The sequence below is a fragment of the Rhizobium sp. CB3060 genome, assembly GCF_025200735.1.
Taxonomy (GTDB): Bacteria; Pseudomonadota; Alphaproteobacteria; order Rhizobiales; family Rhizobiaceae; genus Rhizobium.
In genome coordinates, this window is sequence record NZ_CP104158.1 from 3,602,472 (window position 1) to 3,622,569 (window position 20,098).

Genomic DNA, 20,098 nt, shown 5'->3' on the forward strand with positions numbered 1-20,098 from the left:
GCGGACTGACAGAAGGACTATATCCATGGCTCAACAATTGCTCATGCCGAAGGCAACAGCCATCTGGCTTGTCGACAATACGGCCTTGTCGTTCGACCAGATTGCACAGTTCTGCAAGCTGCATCCGCTCGAAGTCAAGGCTATCGCCGATGGCGAAGCGGCACAGGGCATCAAGGGCCTCGACCCAATCGCCACCGGCCAGCTCTCGCGCGACGAAATTGCCCGCGCCGAAGCCAATCCGAACCACAAGCTGAAAATTTCCGAACCGAAGGTTCGCGTGCCGGAATCCAAGCGTCGTGGCCCGCGCTACACGCCGGTTTCCAAGCGCCAGGATCGCCCGAACGCCATTCTCTGGCTGGTGCGCAACCATCCGGAACTGAAGGACGCACAGATTTCCCGCCTCGTCGGAACCACCAAGTCGACCATCGAGCAGATCCGTGACCGCACGCACTGGAACTCGACGAACTTGACGCCGATGGATCCGGTAACGCTCGGCCTCTGCAGCCAGATCGACCTCGACATGGAAGTCGAAAAGGCCGCCAAGGGCCGTCCGCTGCCGACAGCCGCCGAACTCGGCGCGACGCTGCAGCCGGCGCAGGAAACCGAGAAGCTCGGCTTCAGCTATGATCGCGATGAAGAGAAGGAAAAGGAAATCGACGCCGACGCCGTCTTCGCCAAGTTGAAGTCGCTGAAGTCCACCACGCCGGACGATGACGACGACGACCGTTATTGAGACGCGATCAGCTCTCTAGCGAGTTCGAAGCCCCGGTTTTCACCGGGGCTTTCTTTTGGGCCTCACCGAGCTCCGAAAATCGCCGACCCAATGCGAACGCTCGTAGCGCCGAAAGCCACGGCAATCTCATAGTCGCTCGACATGCCCATGGAGAGTTTCTCGACCCCGCTCTTCTTGGCTAGCTTGGCGAGCAACGCGAAATGCGGCCCAGGATTCTCATCCGCTGGCGGTATGCACATCAGTCCCTCGATCGAAAGTCCAAGCTCCTTCCGGCAGAAATCGACGAAGGCGGTCGTATCGTCCGGCGCAATCCCGGCCTTTTGCGGCTCCAGCCCGGTATTGACCTGCACATAAAGCCTCAGCACCTTGCCCTGCCGTTTCATTTCATCGGCGAGGGCGCGGGCGATCTTTTCGCGATCCACCGTTTCGATGACGTCGAACAAGGCCACGGCATCCGCCGCCTTGTTCGATTGCAGCGGCCCGATCAGATGCAGCTCGATCTCGGGCGTTTCCGCCTTGAGCAGCGGCCACTTGCCTTGGCTTTCCTGCACACGGTTTTCCCCGAACACCCGCTGGCCGGCCGAAATGGCAGGGCGAATCGCTTCGGCATCGAAGGTCTTGGAAACGGCGACGAGCTGCACGGCACCCGCCGGTCGACCGGCTTGATGCTCCGCTGCAGCGATATGGGCACGAACCGCGTTCAACCGCTCTTGAAGTTCCATCTTTTCACCTCGATATTGACGCCTGTTCCTTGAGACTTTGCAGTAATGAGGCAGGCGGCCTTTGCCAAGGGCCGATGCCACAGAATCCGGCTTTGCTTTGCAAGATAAAGCACTTGCCGCACCCGCTAAACTTGACGCTTGGTTGGTTTCGTGATGAAGGTCACGGCCAACTCCCCATGATTTTCTGGAATACAAGATCAGATGGCTACCGAACGTTATAATCCGCGCGATGCCGAGCCTCGCTGGCAGCAGAAATGGAACGAGGAAAAGGTCTTCCTCACTGACAACGCCGATCCGCGCGAGAAATATTACGTCCTCGAGATGTTCCCCTATCCGTCGGGCCGCATCCATATGGGCCATGTGCGCAACTATGCCATGGGTGACGTCGTCGCCCGCTACAAGCGCGCCCGTGGCTACAACGTCTTGCATCCGATGGGCTGGGACGCCTTCGGCATGCCGGCGGAAAACGCCGCCCGCGACAACAAAGTGCATCCGAAGGAATGGACCTACCAGAACATCGCCTCGATGAAGGCGCAGTTGAAGGCCATGGGCCTGTCGCTGGACTGGAGCCGCGAATTCGCCACCTGCGACGTCGACTATTACCATCGCCAGCAGATGCTCTTCATCGACATGATGGAGAAGGGCCTGGTTTACCGCAAGAAGTCCAAGGTCAACTGGGACCCGGTCGACAACACAGTGCTCGCCAACGAGCAGGTCATCGACGGCCGCGGCTGGCGCTCCGGCGCGCTGGTCGAACAGCGCGAGCTGACGCAATGGTTCTTCAAGATCACCGAATTCAGCCAGGACCTGCTGGACGCGCTGGATACGCTCGACCATTGGCCGGAAAAAGTGCGGCTGATGCAGAAGAACTGGATCGGCCGTTCCGAAGGCCTGACGATTCGTTGGGAAATCGTGCTAGAAACCTCGCCCAACTCTGAACGCGAAATTACCGTCTATACCACGCGTCCGGACACCTTGTTCGGCGCCTCATTCCTGGCGATTTCGGCCGACCACCCGCTGGCGAAGGAAGCGGCAGCGGTGAATCCGGCTATCGATGCCTTCTGCGAAGAATGCCGCCGCGCCGGCACCTCGCTTGCCGCATTGGAAACCACCGAGAAGAAGGGCATGGACATGGGTATCCGCGTCCGCCATCCGCTCGACCCGTCCTGGGAGCTGCCGGTCTATATCGCCAATTTCGTGCTGATGGATTATGGCACCGGCGCCATCTTCGGCTGCCCCTCCGGTGACCAGCGCGACCTGGATTTCGCCCGTAAATACGGCCTGCCGGTCGTGCCCGTCGTCATGCCGAGGGATGGTGACGCCGCAAGCTTCAGCATCGACGATGTCGCCTATGATGGCGACGGCGTCATGATCAATTCGCGCTTCCTCGACGGCATGAGCATTGAAGAAGCTTTTGAGACGGTGGCGACGAAATTGTCGGCGACAAGCCTCGGCAATGCGCCGCAGGCCGAGCGCAAGGTGAATTTCCGCCTGCGCGACTGGGGCATCTCGCGCCAGCGCTATTGGGGCTGCCCGATCCCGGTCATCCATTGCGAGGATTGCGGCGTCCTGCCAGTGCCGAAGCAGGATCTGCCGGTGAAGCTGCCGGACGATGTCACCTTCGACCAGCCGGGCAATCCGCTCGACCGCCATCCGACATGGCGGCATGTCGCCTGCCCGCAGTGCGGCAAGGATGCCCGCCGGGAAACCGACACCATGGATACCTTCGTCGATTCTAGCTGGTACTACACTCGCTTCACGGCACCTTGGGAAAATGAGCCCACCGACAAAGCGGCCGCTGATCGCTGGCTGCCCGTCGATCAATATATTGGCGGCATCGAGCATGCGATCCTGCATCTGCTCTATTCCCGCTTCTTCACCCGCGCCATGCGCGAAACCGGTCATGTCGCGGCCAAGGAACCTTTCAAGGGCCTGTTCACCCAGGGTATGGTCGTTCACGAGACCTATAGCCGTGGCAATGGCCTGACGCGCGAATGGGTATCGCCAGCCGACATCCGCATCGAGGAAACCGACGGTCAGCGCCGCGCGACATTGCTGTCGAGCGGCGAAGAGATAACCATCGGCGCAATCGAGAAAATGTCGAAATCGAAGAAGAACGTCGTCGACCCCGACGATATCATCGCCTCCTACGGCGCCGATACGGCTCGTTTCTTCGTGCTGTCCGATTCGCCGCCCGACCGTGACGTTATCTGGTCGGAAGCGGGTGTCGAGGGCGCGCATCGTTTCACGCAGCGCATGTGGCGCTTGGTGTCGGAGGCCGCTGACGCGCTGAAGACCGTCAGCGCGACTCCGGCTAAAGAAGGCAGCGCGCTGGCGATCTCACAGGTCGCCCATCGCACGCTGAAAGCGGTTCAGGGCGATTATGATAAGCTCGCCTTCAACAAGGCCGTCGCGCGCATCTATGAATTCGTCAACACATTGGCTGCTCCGCTGGCCAAGGTCGCCGCTGGCGACACGGATGCCAGCTATCGTTCCGCCGTTCGTGAAGCGGTCGAGATTCTCATCGCATTGGTCGCACCGATCACGCCGCATCTGGCCGAGGAATGCTCGACAGCGCTCGGCAATGCGCATCTGGTCGCCGTGAGCGCTTGGCCGCGCTACGACGAAGTGCTCGTCGTCGAGAATGAGATCGTGTATCCGGTGCAGATTAACGGCAAAAAGCGCGCCGAATTGACAATTGCGCGCGATGCAGATCAGAATGCCGTGCAAGAGGCTGTACTCGCCCTGGATGCCGTCGCAAGCGCATTGAATGGTCAGGCGCCAAAGAAGATCATCGTCGTTCCACAGAGGATCGTGAACATTGTCGTCTGATAGTCTTTTCAAGCTCGCTCGCGCTGCAGGCGTTGCGTCTCTGGTTGCCGTTGCCAGTCTTTTGTCCTCATGCCAGGTCAAGCCGCTTTACGCGGAGAGTACCGGCGTGACGCAGAAGCTCGCGGACGTTGCCTTTTCCGACGCCGGTTCGCGCGTCGGTCAGCAGGTTCGCAATCAATTGATCTTCATCGCCGGCCGCGGCGCCGGCGAAACGAAGACCCCGAAATATACGGTCGATCTGAGCGTTAGCTCCGGCACGGGCGGCGTTCTCTACCTGCCGTCCTCCGATACGTCGGCCGCAGGCCGCACGACGGTGACGGCATCGTTCACCCTCAAGGATGCCAGCGATGGCAAGGTTCTGAAATCCGGTAGCCGCTCAGTCACGTCGCTGGTGGACTTCCCAACTCAGGAATTCGCCAAGGCACGCGCCATCCGCGATTCTGAAGACCGCGCAGCCCGCGAAGTTGCCGAGCTGGTAGGCGCCGACATCGCTGCGGCGCTTAGCCGTTAATATGAGCGCGCGGCATGGCGGAAATCAAATCCCACGAGTTTGACGGATTTCTCCAAAACGCCGCGCGCAGCTACCGCCTCTTTGTCATCTACGGCCCTGACCGCGGCCTTGTCTCCGAGCGGGCAGGGCAGATCGCCGGCAAGACCGGCGTTGATCTGAACGACCCTTTTTCCCTGATCAAGCTCGATGTGAGCGATCTCCAAAACGATGCCGGCCGCCTGCTCGATGAGGTCAATGCTATCGGCCTTTTCGGCGGTGAAAAGCTGGTGTGGATCCGCGGTGCCGCCAACGAAAAGGCTCTCGTCGATTCGCTGCAGATTATTGCCAATAATCCGCCGGATGCCAGTTTTGTCATTGTCGAGGGCGGTGATCTGAAGAAGGGCTCCAGCCTTCGCAAGGTGGCAGAGACTTCCAAAGCTGTCGCAACTATTCCGTGCTATACCGACGACATTCGCGCGCTGAACAGCCTCATCGATGTGGAGCTGGCCAACGAAAATCTGCGCATCACACCGGCGGCGCGTCAAATCCTGTTAGAGTTTCTCGGCGGCGATCGCATCGCTTCGCGCAACGAAGTCCGTAAACTGGCGCTTTATTGCCGCGGGCAGGGGACAATTGAAGAGGATCACGTCACCGATATCATCGGCGATGCCAGCGCCATTTCGGCAGATGACGCGGTGGATGCCATTCTCAAAGGCGATTCCGAAGCTTTTCTGCATGCCATGCAAAAAATCGCGTCTTCCAAAACACCGATGTTTCTCGTGCTTCAGGGTTGTCTGAGACAATTTCAGTTGCTGGACATGATGCGGACGGAAATGGACGAAAAGCGCGTGCCGCCGGCACAGGTCATGCAGACACTCGGCCGGCACCTGCACTTCCGCCGTAAGCCGATCATCGAACAGGCCCTCAAGAGCTGGACGGCGCCGGCAATCGCGCGGGAAATGAACAGATTGCAGGCCGCCATTCTTCAAACGCGGCAACGCGCCAGTCTGGAAGACACAATCGCCACCCAGACGCTGCTGGCAACCACGCTGCAATCGGCCCGCAAGGGCTGACTGACGCGAAACCGCTCAACGCCGCTCCAGCAGCCGGCAAATCTCTTCGAGCTGCTCCAGGGTCTTGTAGGAGATCTTCACCTGACCGCCGCTGCCACGATGATTGATCGCGACGTCCAGCCCCAGCGTGTCGGATAATGTTCTTTCCAACGCCAGCGTATCGGAATCCTTCTCGTCCTTGCGAGCGCTTACGGGGCGGGGATCGTTCTGAGCCTTGATATCGTTCTGCGCCAGCCGCTCGGCATCACGCACCGACATTCCCTTGGAAACAATCGTCCGAGCAAGTGCTGCCGGATCGGAAGTCGAAACCAGCGCGCGTGCATGGCCGGCCGATAGACTACCGCCGGCGAGCATGTCGCGAACCGGTTCCGGCAGCTTCAGCAGGCGCAGCGAATTGGCGACATGACTGCGGCTTTTGCCAATGATCTCGCCAAGGTCATTCTGCGTATAGCCATGTTCGGCTATCAACTGCTCGTAGCCCAGCGCTTCTTCCAAAGGATTGAGATCGGCGCGCTGAACATTTTCAACGATGGCGATTTCCAGAGCGGTTTTGTCATCAACATCGCGCACGATAACGGGAATTTCGATCAGGCCGGCCAGTTGCGCCGCGCGCCAGCGTCTTTCTCCGGCTATGATTTCATAGCGATCGACCGAGACCGTACGCACGACCACGGGCTGAACGATGCCGTGCTGTCGGATTGAGCTGGCAAGATCGTGCAGCTCGGTTTCGTCGAAATAGCGACGCGGATTCTTTGGGTTGCGGCTGATGAATTCGATTGGCACCATGCGATCCGGATTGACGCCCGGCTTGCCGGCGTCCACCGGCGTCGGCTGATCCATCTCTCCGATGAGAGCGGCCAAGCCGCGGCCGAGACGCCGTTTCGAAACATCATCATTCATCGCAATTACTCACTTCAGAACAAACAATAGATCAGGCGGCTGCCTTACGCTGCCGCTCCCGCTGGATCACTTCCGACGCCAGTTGCAGATAGGCTTGACTGCCGGCGCATTTTAGATCGTAAAGGATCGCCGGCTTGCCATAAGAGGGCGCTTCAGATACGCGAACATTGCGCGGTATCAACGTATGGTAGACCTTCTCGCCCAAATGCGTGCGCACATCATTGACGACCTGCTGCGCAAGATTGTTGCGGGAATCAAACATGGTTAAGACAATACCCTGAATATCGAGCAGGGGATTGACGGTGCGGCGCACCTGATCGACGGTTTCCAGCAACTGGCTGAGACCTTCCAGCGCAAAGAATTCGCACTGCAGCGGCACCAGAACCGAATGGGCGGCCGCCATGGCGTTCATGGTCAGCAGGTTGAACGAGGGCGGGCAATCGACCAGGATGTAGGAAAAAGCGGTAGCCGCGCCATTCAGCGCGCGGCGCAGCCGGAAGACACGATCGGACTGTTGAGCGATTTCCATCTCAATCCCAAGCAAATCCATCGTCGAGGGAATGATGTAGAGATTGGGGACAGCCGTTTCCTGAACCGTATCAAGAATCGTATGGGTCCCGACCAGGAGATCATAGGACGACAGTTTTCGATCCCGCCGTTCGATGCCCAGGCCGGTGCTGGCGTTGCCTTGCGGATCGAGGTCGACGATCAAGACCCGCTCGCCGATAGCGGCTAGGGCCGTGGCTAAGTTGATCGCAGTGGTTGTCTTGCCGACGCCACCCTTTTGATTTGCGATAGTAATAATCCGGTTTCGCTCGCCGATCATTGCCGCATATCCAATTATGGTTAAATTCGATGTCGAGGGCGATTTAACTCCAAAATAACAGAATCTCGCTCGACCACACTGTTGTGTTTTACCAGATCGAATTCCCACCGACCACGGGCTTTCTCGACTTCACGCTCGTAATCCCGGCCTTTATGCAGCAGCAAACGGATATTTTCGTTGCGTTCCGCCCAAGGCGCTGCGTAGTCCAGCAACACATCCAGCTCGGCCAGCGCTCTTGCCGAGATCACCTCGCAGTGACGAATGACCTTCGGCGCTTCCTCGATACGGATGGCGTGGACGGCGCCGAGAGCCTCGCATTCCCTGAGGCAAACCCGCAGAAACGCAGCCTTTTTCTGATTGCTCTCCACCAGATCGACATGTCCATCGGCCTGTTCCGCCAGTAGAATGGCGGTAATGATGCCGGGAAAACCGCCGCCGCTACCGAGGTCAACCCATCGGGCTGGTTTCGGATGAAGTTGAAAGATCTGTGCGCTATCGGCAATATGTCTTTGCCAGAGATCGTTGATCGTCGAGGGCGCCACCAGATTAATGGTCTTCGCCCACTTCTGAAACAGCTCAGCAAAATGCTGCAAGCGTCCCTGTGTTTCACGTGAAACACGCACACCGTTTAATTCCATGGCAGGACTCTCACACCTTGCAATATCAGGAAACGAGCTTCTGCTCTTCCGCCTCGACGTGCTTCCGCAGATGGGCCAACAAAAGCGATATGGCCGCCGGCGTCATCCCGTCGACACGCGACGCTTGTGCAATATTCTTCGGGCGCGCAGCCGTCAACTTCTGCTTCAGCTCGTTCGATAGACCGGACAAGACGGAAAAATCGAAGCCCATCGGAATTACGCGCTCTTCTTCGCGTCGCACCTGCACGATGTCCGAAGTCTGGCGATCCATATAGACTGCATAGGCAGCTTCGATCTCGACAGCTTCAACGACGCGGCCCTCGATCGATCGCAACTCCGGCCACAGGCCAGACAGTGAGTCAACGGATTGACCCGGATAGGATAGAAGATCATATGCCGATCGGCGCTGACCATCCTTATTCAGATGCAGCCCGGCTTTTGCCGCTTCCGTCGGCGTGACACTCAAACTCTTCAATTGAGCCCGAGCTTGCTCGAGCTTCTCCATATAGATTTTGAACCGCTCGCCGCGATTCACATCGACGCAACCAATAGACATCCCCAGCGGTGTCAGCCGAACATCAGCGTTATCGGCTCGCAGGGACAAACGATATTCTGCGCGAGAGGTGAACATGCGATAGGGTTCGGCCACTCCACGAGAGGTGAGGTCGTCGATCATTACTCCAATATAGGATTCCGTGCGGCTGAGCTTCACAGCCTCTCCGCCGGAGGCTAAGCGAGCGGCGTTCAGGCCGGCAATCAAGCCCTGTGCTCCAGCTTCCTCGTAACCCGTGGTTCCATTGATTTGCCCAGCCAAAAACAGACCGGGAATCTTCATGACTTCGAGCGATGGCTTCAATTCGCGGGGATCGACATGATCATATTCGATCGCGTAGCCGCACTGCAGAATTCGGACTCGTTCCAGACCCGGAATGGTTCTGATAAATGCATCCTGTACGTCCTCGGGAAGCGAGGTCGATATGCCGTTGGGATAGACGGTCGTATCGTCGAGCCCCTCCGGCTCCAGAAAAATCTGGTGACCGTCGCGCTCGCCGAACTTAACGATCTTGTCTTCGATCGATGGACAATAACGCGGACCCACACCCTCGATCTGGCCGGAATACATCGCCGACCGCAGGAGGTTGTCCGCAATGATCTTGTGCGTTGCCGGCGTTGTCCGCGTCACCCCGCATTCGATTTGCGGAGTCGTAATGGCATCCGTCATGAAAGAGAAGGGCACGGGCTCGTCATCAGCGCCTTGGCGGCCCACGGAATCCCAGTCAATGGTCGTGCTATCCAAGCGCGCCGGCGTCCCGGTCTTCAAACGGCCGAGCGCCAGACCATAACGATGAAGCGTGGCGGATAGGCCCATCGAGGGTTCCTCGCCAACTCGGCCGGCCGGGATCTTTCTATCACCAATATGGATCAAGCCACGGAGAAAGGTCCCGGTCGTCAGAACGACAGCACCACATCGAAGGATGCGGCCATTCTTTAGAATCACCGCGGAAACGCGGTCACTTTCTATGGCGAGATCAAAGGCATCCCCTTCGATCACGTCCAGGTTTTCGATCGCGTCGATCTCACGCTGCATGGCGAGACGATAGAGCTTCCGGTCTGCCTGGGTGCGCGGACCGCGAACGGCCGGACCCTTCTTCCGGTTCAGCATGCGGAACTGAATACCTGCCGCATCCGCGACGCGGCCCATTAGACCATCGAGGGCGTCGATCTCGCGAACCAGGTGACCCTTGCCCAGGCCGCCGATCGCGGGATTGCACGACATCACACCAATCGTATCGCGTTTATGGGTGACGAGCCCGGTCTGCGCGCCCAGACGGGCGGCTGCGGCCGCAGCTTCACTGCCCGCATGTCCACCACCAACAATAATCACATCATATATTTTATCGAGCATCGTAAAGCCCTCGGTATTGCCGTCTGTTTGGCACACCAAAATCAGGAGTCAAGAAGGTTTCACGTGAAACGTTTTCCACAGCGTACCTAACGCCGTGTTTCACGTGAATCATTTGCCGATACAGAATTCGGAAAAGATAACATCAAGCAAATCCTCGACATCTACCCTTCCGGTGATGCGGCCTAAACTGTGCGCAGCCTGCCGCAGGAACTCCGCGCGTATATCCAAGCCTGCAGCATTGAAGGTCACGGCCTGGTTCAGTGCCTCCAGACTTTCCGCTAACAGCGTCCGATGCCGCAAGCGGCTTGGCAAAGCCAATGAAAGTGCTGATGACCGCGTTAGCAAATCGTTAACCAACAATTGATGCAGTTCGGCCAAGCCTGCGCCAGTCGTGGAAGAAATGCGAAGATCGTAATCTTCACCACCAATCGGATGTATGTCCGATTTAGTGCCTATTCGAAAGACTTTTCCGTCAAATCCGTCGAATTTGGTTTGCGGGGCAGACCCTATCTCAGCCAACGACAGAATAATATCCGCCTCCGACGCTGTCTTCAGCGCCCGCCGGATCCCCTCGCGTTCAATGACTTCCTCCGTGTCCCGCAAGCCGGCAGTGTCATAGAGCCTGACCGCATATCCCTCGATATTGAGATCGACATGGAGAACGTCACGCGTGGTTCCAGCAATATCCGTCACGATCGCCACCTCGCGGCGCGCCAGTGCGTTCATCAAGCTCGACTTGCCGGCGTTCGGCGCGCCGGCGATAACGACTTTTAACCCATCCCGGACAATCTCGCCCAAATCGGCCCCAGCAAGATGTGTTGACAATTCGGATTGCAGCTTTGCCATATCCGTCCAGACCAGATCGGATACCGAACCTGGCACATCATCCTCATCCGCAAAATCCAGCTCCGCCTCGATAAGAGCCCGAGCGCGTGTCAAACGATCCGCCCATCCCTCATAAAGCTTTGAAAGACCGCCCGCCGCGTGTTCCACAGCCAACCGGCGCTGCATTTCCGTCTCGGCTGCGATGAGATCGGCCAAGCCTTCGATTTCCACCAGATCCATCTTGCCATTTTCAAGGGCGCGACGCGAAAATTCGCCATGTTCCGCCAAGCGGCAGCCTTTAATGCCGGCGAGCTCCTTGAGAAGCGCAGCCACAACCGCTTTGCCGCCATGAACGTGAATCTCGGCACAATCCTCCCCGGTAAAGGAAGCTGGAGCGGGGAAAATAAGGACTAAGCCTCGGTCAATCACGAGACCATTTCGAGTCCGAATCGTTTTCAGCGCCGCTTGCCGCGGCTTCGGCAACGCTCCGACGAGCGCCTTGGTCGCCGCCAGAGCCTCCGAACCGCTGATGCGGACGACTCCGACGCCCGCCGGGAGACCGCCGCTGGAAAGCGCAAAGATCGTATCGCTGGAGTGCTGCATAGAATTGATCCGCATCCGAATCGAATTGGCCGAGATCGACTTTCAAAGCCTACGGCACATGCTTACAAACAAAATCGGGCCGCATAAAGCGACCCGATCAAATTCACAGGATACCCGGCGCTCAGATGAACGATGAATCCGGCTAAGGATTACGTGTTCATTGAATCGAAGAAGTCCGGATTGTTCTTCGTCTGCTTCAGCTTGTCGATCAAGAATTCGATCGCATCCGTAGTGCCCATAGGCGCAAGGATACGGCGGAGAACAAAGATCTTCTGCAGATCCTGGCGCGGAACCAGCAAGTCTTCCTTACGGGTGCCGGACTTCAGAATATCCATCGCCGGGAAGATGCGCTTATCGGCAACCTTGCGGTCGAGGACGATTTCCGAGTTGCCGGTTCCCTTGAATTCTTCGAAGATCACTTCGTCCATGCGGCTGCCGGTGTCGATCAGCGCCGTCGCAATGATCGTCAGCGAACCACCCTCTTCGATGTTACGGGCGGCACCAAAGAAACGCTTCGGACGCTGCAGGGCGTTGGCGTCAACACCACCGGTCAGAACCTTACCGGATGAGGGGACGACCGTGTTATAAGCGCGGCCAAGACGGGTGATCGAATCGAGCAGGATGACGACGTCGCGACCATGTTCGACAAGGCGCTTAGCCTTTTCGATGACCATTTCGGCGACCTGTACGTGGCGAACGGCGGGTTCATCGAAGGTCGACGAAATGACTTCGCCGCGCACGGAACGCTGCATATCCGTCACTTCTTCCGGACGTTCGTCGATCAGAAGAACGATCAGATAGCAATCCGGATGATTGGCGGTGATCGAATGCGCGATGTTCTGCAGCAGCACCGTCTTACCGGTGCGCGGCGGTGCTACGATCAGGCCGCGCTGACCCTTGCCGAGCGGCGCCACGAGATCGATGACGCGCGGCGACAAGTCCTTCGAGGTCGGAACGTCGAGCTCCATGCGGAAGCGCTCGTTCGGATAAAGCGGCGTCAGGTTATCGAAATGCACCTTGTGACGAATCTTTTCCGGATCGTCGAAATTGATGGTGTTGACCTTGAGCAGCGCGAAATAGCGCTCGCCTTCCTTCGGTCCGCGGATCGGCCCCTCGACCGTATCGCCCGTCTTCAGCGAGAAGCGGCGGATCTGCGATGGAGAGATATAGATATCGTCCGGACCCGGCAAATAATTGGCATTGGCGGAACGCAGGAAGCCGAACCCGTCCTGCAGGACCTCGACAACGCCTTCGCCGATAATTTCCACGTCCTGGCTGGCAAGCACCTTCAAAATGGCAAACATCAGTTCCTGTTTGCGCATCGTGCTTGCATTTTCGACCTCGAGCGATTCGGCAAAGGCCAAGAGATCGGTCGGGGATTTGTTCTTAAGTTCTTGAAGCTTCATTTCAGCCATGAAGGGATTTACTCTGTTTTAGAAGGGGAAAGGCAATGTTGGTCGTATTCAGAACCGCGATGAGGGTGTTCGCGGGCGACAGAACTGATACATGCCACGAAGAAGAGATGGCGGGAAAATAGCGATTCACTTTCGGCCCCGCAAGGGGGGCTGGCAAAATGAAGGAAATTTAAGTTTCGCGTTAAGTTCTGCGTCTTATATCACGCAAACGGCTTCACCACGACCAGAATGACGATCAGGATCATCAGCACCGTCGGCGCCTCGTTCATGAACCGCCAATAGCGAGCCGAATGCCGGTTTTCATCGCGCGCAAAGGCGCGAACGGCGCGGCTGAAGAACATATGGACGATGGTCAGCAGCACGACAAGGCCAATCTTGGCATGCAGCCAACCGCCGTGGAAATCGTAAACCGACCAGGCGAGATAGAGCCCGAAAATCCAGGTCAGCATCATTGCCGGCGTCATGATCACCCGCAAAAGCCGGCGCTCCATCACCTTGAAGGTTTCCGACTGCTGCGAACCGGGCTCGGCATCGGTGTGATAGATGAAAAGCCTCGGCATATAGAAGAGCCCGGCCATCCACGAGATCACCGCGATGATATGAAAGGCCTTGATCCAGAGATAGAGATTGTCCGGATGCCAGGCAAACAGGCCGATCGCCAATGCCGCGAACAGCAGGATCATGAAATAGGCGCGCCGGCTGGCGTATGCGCCGGCGCGAGGATCTATCTGCTTTTCTCCCGATTGCTCGTTCATCTCGTCAGCCCTTCCATCCACGCACGCGCTCGACCAAGGCGGCGACATCGGATGGATCGGCCTGCGGCGTGATGCCGTGGCCAAGATTGAAGATCAGCGGACCATGGCCGAGATGCTGCAGAATATCGTCAATCCCATCGCTAAGAGCCTTACCGCCGGCAACGACACGCATCGGATCGAGATTGCCCTGCACCGGTCCTTCCTGTTGCAGCTCCCTCGCAAAGCTTAGCGGCACCGACCAGTCGAGACCGATCGCATCGGCTCCTGTCTTCTGCCGGTAGGTTTTCAGCAGATAGCCCGCGCCCTTGGCAAAGGCGATGATCCGCGCCTGCGGCCGCCGTGCCTTGACCGAAGCGATCATTCTGGCAACCGGCTTGATGGCAAAAGCCTCGAACTCCGTTTCACCGAGCACGCCCGCCCAGGAATCAAAGATCTGCACCGCATCCGCGCCAGCATCGATCTGCGCCACCAGGTAGTCAGCGGAAATATCGGCAAGCAGCATCAACAGATGCTCGAATGCCTTTGGATGCCGGTAGGCGAAAAGCCGGGCAGGGGCCTGATCCGGTGTGCCATGGCCGGCGATCATGTAGGTCGCGACCGTCCAGGGCGCACCGCAGAACCCGAGCAGCGTCGTCTCCTCGGGCAGTTCGCTCCGCAGCCGCCGTACCGTCTCCATCACCGGAGCCAGATGATCAATGACGCCGTCGGTCTTCAACGCCGCAATACCGGCTTCGTCGATCGGATCCATCTCGGGACCATGCCCCTCGGTAAAACGCACATTGCGTTTCAGCGCATCAGGGATCACCAAGATATCGGAGAACAGGATTGCAGCGTCAAAGCCATACCGCCGGATCGGCTGCAACGTCACTTCGACCGCATGTTCAGGGGTATAACAGAGCTCGAGAAAGCTCCCGGCCTTTGCCCTTGTCTCCCGATACTCCGGAAGATAGCGGCCAGCTTGGCGCATCAGCCAGAGAGGGGGAGGGGTCAGCGTTTCACCACTGAGCACTCTCATGATCTTCCGGCGTTCATCGCTCAAAGACGTCATCCCATTTAAAAACCAAACATATATCTAAGGTTTCTATTTCTTAGAGTCGGTGACTATCAAGGATTAAAATCCATCCACGGCCGATCCAAAATGTCGCGCATCCATCAAGATCCGGCAAAGAGATCGGCTGGAGCGCCGGATATGTGGAAAAAGTAAAACTTAGATCAATCTTTTGAAGGGTTTGGCTTGCCTTTTATTTCAGGCCTGTCTGGGGATAAAATGGGGAGGCTGGCTGAAAGCCGCAAATTATCCACATTGCCCACAATCTCCGGCGAAGCGTCCCCGGCCAAATTCGAAATGTGGAAAAGTCGGCGGTTTTCCACTTGCCCCCGACCGGCCGCTTCCCGTACCTCTCTTCTCTCCCGACATATCAACAGGCAATGGAAAGTAGCGTGGAAAACCGGACAAGCTTCTTTCATCTGCATCTGATTTCTGACTCAACCGGCGAGACTCTGATCTCCGCGGGCCGCGCCGCCTCGGTGCAATTCCATGCCAGCCAGCCGATCGAACATGTCTATCCCCTGATCAGGAACCGCAAGCAGCTCCTGCCGGTTCTGGAAGCGATCGACCATAGTCCCGGGATAGTCCTTTATACGATCGTCGACCGTGAACTTGCCGATTTCATCGCCGAGCGCTGCCGCGAGATGGGTGTGCCCTGCGTCAATGTCCTCGAGCCGGTAATGAATGTCTTCCAGACCTATCTCGGAGCGGCGTCCCGTCGCCGGGTCGGTGCCCAGCATGTGATGAATGCCGATTATTTCGCCCGCATCGAAGCGCTGAACTTCACTATGGATCATGATGATGGACAGATGCAGGATGATTATAATGACGCCGATGTCGTCATCATCGGCATCAGCCGGACATCGAAGACGCCGACCAGCATCTATCTTGCCAATAGAGGCATCAAGACGGCCAATATTCCGATCGTCCATGGTGTGCCTCTGCCCGAGAGTTTGATCCGGGCGACCAAACCGCTGATCGTCGGGCTGGTGGCGACCACTGATCGTATTTCGCAGGTTCGCGAAAACCGTATCCTCGGGGCGACGGCCGGTTTCGATCGTGGCGACTATGTCGATCGCGCGGCGATCTCCGAGGAGCTGAAATATGCCCGCTCGCTCTGCGCCCGGCACAATTGGCCTGTCATCGATGTCACCCGCCGCTCGATCGAAGAGACCGCGGCCGCCATTGTTGCCCTGCGCCCGAAGCTGCGCTAAGCGCTGGATACCAAGATTCCCCGAGGTTTATCCGATATGACAGCACCGCTCATTCTTGCCTCTTCCAGCCCGTTCCGGCGGATGCTGATGCAAAATGCCGGTCTGCATTTCCAGGCGGTGGCGGCTCAGATCGATGAACGCGCAATCGAAGCACCGCTGGAGAAGGATGGCGCCGGGCCGGATGCCGTGGCCCTGGTGCTGGCCAAAGCCAAGGCGAAAGAGGTGAGCGATCGTTTCCCCGACTCGCTCGTCATTGGTTCGGACCAGACGATGTCGCTCGGCGATGAAGTTTTTCATAAACCGAAAACGATGGCGGACGCCGAGAACCATCTGCGAAAACTGTCTGGCAAGACTCATCGTTTGAACAGTGCCATCGCACTGGCGCGCAATGGAGACATCATCTGGGAACATGTGTCCCATGCGGAATTGACCATGCGCGATCTTTCGGCCGATTTTGTCCACCGTCATCTGAGCCGTGTCGGCGACAAGGCGCTGTCGAGCGTCGGCGCCTATCAGCTTGAGGCTGAGGGGATACAGCTTTTCTCGAAAATCGACGGCGATTACTTTACCATCGTCGGATTGCCGATGCTGCCGCTCCTTCAGCAGCTTCGCGAATTGGGAGTGATCGATGGGTGATTCACGTGAAACATTCGGCCCCAACGCCTTCGTTACGGGCTATCCCATCAAGCATTCTCGCTCGCCTTTGATCCATGGCCATTGGCTTCGCACACTCGGTCTCGCCGGCAATTATCGTGCGCACGAGGTCTCGCCGGATGATTTCCCGGCCTTCATCGCTTCCTTGAAGGACGGTTCGAGCGGCTTTGTCGGCGGCAATGTGACGATCCCGCACAAGGAGACGGCATTCAAGCTGGCGGATCGCCCGGATGAATTGTCCGAGGAGCTCGGTGCTTCGAACACGCTCTGGCTTCAGGATGGCTTGCTGCATGCGACCAACACGGACGGCCGCGGTTTCACGGCCAATCTGGATGAGCGCCATCCCGGTTGGGATCGTACCGGACGAGTGGTGATCCTGGGTGCGGGCGGCGCGAGCCGCGCCGTCATCCAGGCGGTGCGCAATCGCGGCATTCCGGAAATTCACGTCGTTAATCGCACTGTCGAGCGGGCAAGGGAACTGGCCGATCGCTTCGGCGAGTGTGTCCATGCCCATCCGATGGCGGCGCTGGATGAGGTGATGCGAGGTGCCGGTCTTCTTGTCAATACCACCTCGCTTGGCATGGACGGTGAGGCGGCGCCGCAGATTGATTTTTCGCCGCTGGCCGAAAATGCCGTTGTCACCGATATTGTTTATGTGCCGCTGAAAACGCCGTTGCTTGCCCAGGCGGAAGAACAAGGCTTCGCCACAGTCGACGGGCTTGGCATGTTGCTGCATCAGGCTGTGCCGGGTTTTGAAAAATGGTTCGGCGAGCGTCCGGTGGTCGATGAGGCGCTCCGGGCGCTGATCATCGCCGATATGGAAAAACACTGATGATCCGCATTGGACTGACCGGATCGATCGGTATGGGAAAATCGACGTCGGGCAAGCTCTTCGCCGAAGCGGGCATCCCCGTGAATGATGCCGACGCAGTCGTGCATGATCTCTATAGTGGCGAAGCCGTTCCCCTGGTCGAAGCCGCTTTCCCCGGAACGACGAAGGATGGGGCCGTCGACCGGCAGGAGCTTGGCCGCAAACTCGCCTCCGATCCCTCCGGGTTCAAGCGACTTGAGGCCATTGTTCATCCGCTGGTGCGGCAGCGCGAACGAACGTTTCTCAAACGTCAGCGTGCCGCCGGTGCCGATATCGTCGTGCTCGATATCCCCCTGCTGTTCGAGACCGGCGCCAATGAACGGGTGGACAAGATCGTCGTCGTCAGTTGCGATCCACAGATTCAACGGGAAAGAGTGCTTGCCAGGCCGGGCATGACTGAGGAAAAATTCGCCATGATTCTCTCCCGCCAGACGCCGGATGCGGAGAAGCGGGCGCGGGCGGATTATGTCATCGACACCGGCGGCAGCATCGATGCGGCGCGGGAGCAGATAAAAGACATCATAGCCGACCTGCGGCAGCGATCGGCAGACAACGGATCTGCAGGCGGAGAGCCCTAATATGCGCGAAATTATTTTCGATACGGAAACGACCGGCCTCGACAACAGGGCCGACCGGGTCATCGAAATCGGTGGTATCGAGCTCTTCAATCACTTTCCGACCGGCAAGACCCTCCATCTCTATATCAATCCCGGCGACCGCAAGGTCCATCCGGACGCGCTTGCCGTGCACGGCATCACCGACGAATTCCTGAAGGACAAGCCGTCCTTTGCCGATGTCGCCGATGAAATCCTTGCCTTTTTCGGCGAAGCCAAGTGGATCGCCCACAATGCGACTTTCGATATGGGTTTCGTCAATGCCGAATTCGCGCGGCTTGGTCGGCCGCCGATCCTACCCGATACAGTGATCGACACGCTCGCCATGGCCCGGCGCAAACATCCGATGGGGCCGAACTCACTGGATGCACTCTGCCGGCGCTATGGCATCGACAATTCCCACCGCACCAAACACGGCGCGCTTCTCGACTCCGAATTGCTGGCTGAAGTCTATATCGAGATGATCGGCGGCCGGCAGACAGCCCTTGGTCTCGGCAGCATCAACGGTTCATCCGCACGCTCCCGTCAGGCCGACGATGCCGACGAGATCGTTGCGGATATCCTGGTGCGACCGACGCCGCTGGCGAGCAGATTGAGCGAGGCCGAGCTGGAAGATCACGCAGCGCTGATCGCCAAGCTTGGCGAAAAAGGCATCTGGTCGAAATACCGCGCCGCGAATTGAAGACATACTCTAAGCCCAAAAGAAAATGCCCGGATCGAAATCCGGGCATTTTTGTTTCTATCGATGGAATGGACCGAAGGCTTAGTTCGGAACCGCTTCGACCTGGGCGCGGGCCTGTTCTTCGGCGACACGCTGGGTGAACATCTGCGCGAAATCGATCGGGTCGATCATCAGCGGCGGGAAGCCGCCGTTGCGGGTGACGTCGGCGATGATCTGACGGGCGAAGGGGAAGAGCAGGCGCGGGCACTCGATGAAGAGCAGCGGCAGCATGTGTTCCTGCGGGAAACCGGTGACGCGGAAGACGCCGCCATAGACCAGCTCGGTGTGGAAGAGAACCCGTTCGCCATCCTTGGCTTCGGCATTCAGCGTCAGCACGACGTCGAAATCCGATTCCGACAGCGGATTGGCGTTGACGTTGACATTGATGTTGATATCGGGGGCGTTTTCCCGGGCCTGCAGCGAGCGCGGAGCACCAGGATTTTCGAAGGAAAGATCCTTGGTGTATTGAGCAAGGATGGAAAGGCTCGGGCTGGCTGCGCCGTTGCCGCTGTTCTCGTTGGCCATGGGGGTTTCCTCTGACGTCAATGGGTGTCGCCATCTAGCATTTCGAATAAGGGCTTACAACCCTTGAGGCTTCGGCCATCTTTGGCCGCTGTTGCCTACTCTTCAAGGCGCTTTTTGTCAGACCAAGGCGAGTTGCGGTTGGGCTCTCGATGAAAATCGGTCTCGTCCAGATCGACGACATGCCCGGGGCCGCGCGGCCCTGTTTGCGGGCCGGAAGCCGAACTCGGGCCTTGGCCGGTGCCGCGCCTGAAGGCACGCGAACTGCCCAGAACGACGATGCGTTTACGCAGGACCGTCCAGGCGAACTCACGCACGGCCGGAATGAAGAGCAGCAAACCGATAATATCAGAGATGAAGCCGGGTAGCATCAGCAGGAATGCGGCAACGACGATCATGGCTCCATGCACCATTTCGCGTCCCGGATCGCCGCCATTGCGGCTCTCGGCGGAGATGCGCTGCAGGATACCGATGCCCTGGATTCTGAGAAGAGCGGCACCCAGGAGGGCGCTGAGGATCACCAGCCCCAATGTCGCCCAGACGCCGACCATCTTGCCGACGATGATGAAGCCAGCGATTTCGGCAAGCGGCATCAGAAAGACGAAGACAGGTACGAGGGATAGGCGCATGTTAATGTGTCCTGGAAGCGGTGCTTATACGCTTAGCGTTAGTCCATCGCGCATAATAAAGATACCGGTCCGCTATTTGAATGATAGATCGATGCGGACTATATGGG

The 20,098-nt window shown here is 58.1% G+C and carries 20 protein-coding genes; 9 read left to right on the forward strand and 11 right to left on the reverse strand.

The window, feature by feature from the left end:
- Window positions 1-25: 25 nt before the first annotated feature.
- On the forward strand, window positions 26-733 hold the full coding sequence (locus N2601_RS17315) for a DUF1013 domain-containing protein (RefSeq protein ID WP_104824917.1): 708 nt from the start codon (window positions 26-28) through the stop codon (window positions 731-733).
- A 62-nt stretch (window positions 734-795) separates the two neighbouring features.
- Here N2601_RS17315 and N2601_RS17320 read toward each other — a convergent pair whose 3' ends face one another.
- The gene (locus N2601_RS17320) at window positions 796-1,455 is read right to left on the reverse strand and encodes a YggS family pyridoxal phosphate-dependent enzyme (protein WP_104824918.1); all 660 of its coding nucleotides are present in this window, start codon (window positions 1,453-1,455) and stop codon (window positions 796-798) included.
- Window positions 1,456-1,656: 201 nt separating this feature from the next.
- On the opposite strand from N2601_RS17320, the gene leuS reads away from it, so the two are divergent.
- The 3 genes from leuS to holA are packed head-to-tail and all read left to right on the forward strand — an operon-like array spanning window position 1,657 to window position 5,850.
- Window positions 1,657-4,287, forward strand: coding sequence for a leucine--tRNA ligase (gene leuS, locus N2601_RS17325; protein ID WP_104824919.1), 2,631 nt, complete (start codon window positions 1,657-1,659; stop codon window positions 4,285-4,287).
- On the forward strand, window positions 4,277-4,798 hold the full coding sequence (gene lptE, locus N2601_RS17330) for an LPS assembly lipoprotein LptE (protein ID WP_104824920.1): 522 nt from the start codon (window positions 4,277-4,279) through the stop codon (window positions 4,796-4,798). Before leuS ends, lptE begins: the two co-directional genes overlap by 11 nt.
- Before the next feature lie 14 nt (window positions 4,799-4,812).
- Window positions 4,813-5,850: a DNA polymerase III subunit delta gene (holA, locus tag N2601_RS17335; protein ID WP_104824921.1), complete on the forward strand. Its 1,038-nt coding sequence runs from the start codon at window positions 4,813-4,815 to the stop codon at window positions 5,848-5,850.
- Between the two features lie 15 nt (window positions 5,851-5,865).
- On the opposite strand, the gene N2601_RS17340 is transcribed toward holA, so the two are convergent.
- The 8 genes from N2601_RS17340 to hemE all read right to left on the reverse strand — a co-directional run bounded on the left by N2601_RS17340 (window position 5,866) and on the right by hemE (window position 14,757).
- Window positions 5,866-6,750 (reverse strand): ParB/RepB/Spo0J family partition protein, encoded by an 885-nt coding sequence (locus N2601_RS17340; protein ID WP_104824922.1) that lies wholly within the window; start codon window positions 6,748-6,750, stop codon window positions 5,866-5,868.
- Between the two features lie 31 nt (window positions 6,751-6,781).
- Window positions 6,782-7,576 (reverse strand): ParA family protein, encoded by a 795-nt coding sequence (locus N2601_RS17345; protein ID WP_104824923.1) that lies wholly within the window; start codon window positions 7,574-7,576, stop codon window positions 6,782-6,784.
- Between the two features lie 20 nt (window positions 7,577-7,596).
- A complete protein-coding gene (rsmG, locus tag N2601_RS17350; RefSeq protein WP_260303246.1) occupies window positions 7,597-8,214 on the reverse strand; it encodes a 16S rRNA (guanine(527)-N(7))-methyltransferase RsmG in 618 nt (205 codons plus the stop codon).
- 25 nt (window positions 8,215-8,239) lie between these two features.
- Window positions 8,240-10,120, reverse strand: a complete 1,881-nt coding sequence (mnmG, locus tag N2601_RS17355; RefSeq protein ID WP_104825281.1) for a tRNA uridine-5-carboxymethylaminomethyl(34) synthesis enzyme MnmG — start codon at window positions 10,118-10,120, stop codon at window positions 8,240-8,242.
- A gap of 108 nt (window positions 10,121-10,228) precedes the next feature.
- Entirely contained in the window at window positions 10,229-11,548 is a 1,320-nt protein-coding gene (gene mnmE / locus N2601_RS17360; RefSeq protein WP_260303247.1) for a tRNA uridine-5-carboxymethylaminomethyl(34) synthesis GTPase MnmE, read from the reverse strand.
- A gap of 149 nt (window positions 11,549-11,697) precedes the next feature.
- The gene (gene rho / locus N2601_RS17365; RefSeq protein ID WP_004127423.1) at window positions 11,698-12,963 is read right to left on the reverse strand and encodes a transcription termination factor Rho; all 1,266 of its coding nucleotides are present in this window, start codon (window positions 12,961-12,963) and stop codon (window positions 11,698-11,700) included.
- Between the two features lie 200 nt (window positions 12,964-13,163).
- Window positions 13,164-13,718, reverse strand: coding sequence for a protoporphyrinogen oxidase HemJ (gene hemJ / locus N2601_RS17370; RefSeq protein WP_104824926.1), 555 nt, complete (start codon window positions 13,716-13,718; stop codon window positions 13,164-13,166).
- A 4-nt stretch (window positions 13,719-13,722) separates the two neighbouring features.
- Window positions 13,723-14,757: a uroporphyrinogen decarboxylase gene (hemE, locus tag N2601_RS17375; RefSeq protein WP_104824927.1), complete on the reverse strand. Its 1,035-nt coding sequence runs from the start codon at window positions 14,755-14,757 to the stop codon at window positions 13,723-13,725.
- 401 nt (window positions 14,758-15,158) lie between these two features.
- On the opposite strand from hemE, the gene N2601_RS17380 reads away from it, so the two are divergent.
- From N2601_RS17380 to dnaQ, 5 genes are read left to right on the forward strand one after another with little or no spacing between them, the layout of a single operon-like run.
- Window positions 15,159-15,980 carry a pyruvate, water dikinase regulatory protein gene (locus N2601_RS17380; protein WP_104821430.1) on the forward strand — a complete coding sequence of 274 codons (822 nt, stop codon included), beginning with the start codon at window positions 15,159-15,161 and terminating at the stop codon, window positions 15,978-15,980.
- A gap of 36 nt (window positions 15,981-16,016) precedes the next feature.
- Window positions 16,017-16,616 carry a Maf-like protein gene (locus N2601_RS17385; RefSeq protein ID WP_104821431.1) on the forward strand — a complete coding sequence of 200 codons (600 nt, stop codon included), beginning with the start codon at window positions 16,017-16,019 and terminating at the stop codon, window positions 16,614-16,616.
- Window positions 16,609-17,466: a shikimate dehydrogenase gene (locus N2601_RS17390; protein ID WP_104821432.1), complete on the forward strand. Its 858-nt coding sequence runs from the start codon at window positions 16,609-16,611 to the stop codon at window positions 17,464-17,466. Before N2601_RS17385 ends, N2601_RS17390 begins: the two co-directional genes overlap by 8 nt.
- On the forward strand, window positions 17,466-18,083 hold the full coding sequence (coaE, locus tag N2601_RS17395) for a dephospho-CoA kinase (protein WP_104821433.1): 618 nt from the start codon (window positions 17,466-17,468) through the stop codon (window positions 18,081-18,083). The genes N2601_RS17390 and coaE overlap by 1 nt, the downstream gene beginning before the upstream one ends.
- 1 nt (window position 18,084) lies before the next feature.
- Window positions 18,085-18,801 (forward strand): DNA polymerase III subunit epsilon, encoded by a 717-nt coding sequence (dnaQ, locus tag N2601_RS17400; protein WP_104821434.1) that lies wholly within the window; start codon window positions 18,085-18,087, stop codon window positions 18,799-18,801.
- Between the two features lie 81 nt (window positions 18,802-18,882).
- Here dnaQ and secB read toward each other — a convergent pair whose 3' ends face one another.
- Window positions 18,883-19,365 (reverse strand): protein-export chaperone SecB, encoded by a 483-nt coding sequence (secB, locus tag N2601_RS17405; RefSeq protein ID WP_104821435.1) that lies wholly within the window; start codon window positions 19,363-19,365, stop codon window positions 18,883-18,885.
- Between the two features lie 95 nt (window positions 19,366-19,460).
- The gene (locus N2601_RS17410; protein WP_104821436.1) at window positions 19,461-19,991 is read right to left on the reverse strand and encodes an FxsA family protein; all 531 of its coding nucleotides are present in this window, start codon (window positions 19,989-19,991) and stop codon (window positions 19,461-19,463) included.
- Window positions 19,992-20,098: the final 107 nt, after the last annotated feature.